Source organism: Acinetobacter sp. 228 (genome assembly GCF_048147885.1).
This window is the reverse complement of sequence record NZ_JAYWYV010000410.1, coordinates 1-1,191: the sequence shown is the minus strand read 5'-3', so window position 1 is coordinate 1,191 and position 1,191 is coordinate 1. Positions and strand designations below refer to the sequence as shown.

The 1,191-nt window shown below is 30.4% G+C and carries 2 pseudogenes; both read right to left on the bottom strand.

From position 1 onward, the window contains the following. Window positions 1-262: pseudogene (locus VXQ92_RS19445) on the bottom strand (S-methylmethionine permease); the annotation flags it as partial. Window positions 263-675: 413 nt separating this feature from the next. After that, window positions 676-1,191 (bottom strand): annotated as a pseudogene (locus tag VXQ92_RS19440) (hypothetical protein); the annotation flags it as partial.

Below are 1,191 nucleotides of genomic sequence, written 5' to 3'. Positions count from 1 at the left end.
AGCCAGATTCAGGGACATGAACCGCTAGCTCACCGAGACACAGCATAACGGTATAGGCAATTAGACCGCCCAAGAAATAAGAGATAATTGCGCCAATTGGACCTGCTTGAGAGATTACGTCGACAGACCCAAGAAAAAGACCTTTACCTATGTCACCGCCAAGTGAGATCATCACCAAATGTCGAGTACTCATTGCTCGTTTCAAAGGTGCAGAACTTCCATGTTGCGATGCATCATTATTCCGATAATTTAATGATTGCATATAAAAAACTGTAACGACAATTTAGTAAAAAATCATTTTAGGATAAAAAAATAAATATGCAATTATCTTTGAATAGTGAAGTTATTTTAAGCAATCTTTTGCCAATCAAATAAAATATATTTTAAAAACAATTAATTAATAATTATTAGGGTAATTATTGTATTTTAATTAATCTTACATCATTTCTTTAATTTATATAAATTTAAAAACTATACTTTTTAAAATATAATAATTTTTCACTTAATTCCCCATGCCTACTTTTAGCTTTATCTTTATTTAAAAATTAGACACACTATTTATTTAAATAATGACTTTTAATTTTATATACAAATAAATTGATAAAAAAATATTTTTTAAGCAAAAAATAAAGCTCAAATCTTGAGATTTGAGCTTTATTTAATCGAGGAAATGACTTAGTAGCTGGTCAATACAAACTGTTGAGATGGCTGAACAGAACCTTCAACGTAATCACAAACACCTTGTTCATCACAATTTAAATTTAATTGCTTGTAGCTTAACGCAAAGAAATCAGAATATTGTTTAATGACAAACGGACTCATATCCGAAGTGAGTGCGTCACCCTGTTTAAACAATTTAATAATTTTTCGGTCATTCATCCCTAACAAATAAAGTTCATTATTTAATTCAATCTGAACAACCCCAGTGTGTTCTGCCATAATCGGGATCAAATATGATGGGTTTGCCAACACTACATCTACAGCATAGGTTTCAAGCTTTAGATTAATCAAATTAAATACTAGTATTGCCTCAAATTGATTTTTAAAACCTTTTTTAGGGTTTTTAGCTTGCTGGCTATACTGAATTTTAATTCCAAGCTTCTGAAAATCTTGTTCTGTAGCTTGCTTTGTTTTAATAAGACTACGTGTGACCGCTTGCTTAAGTGGATTGTCTAAATAACGTTCATCTAA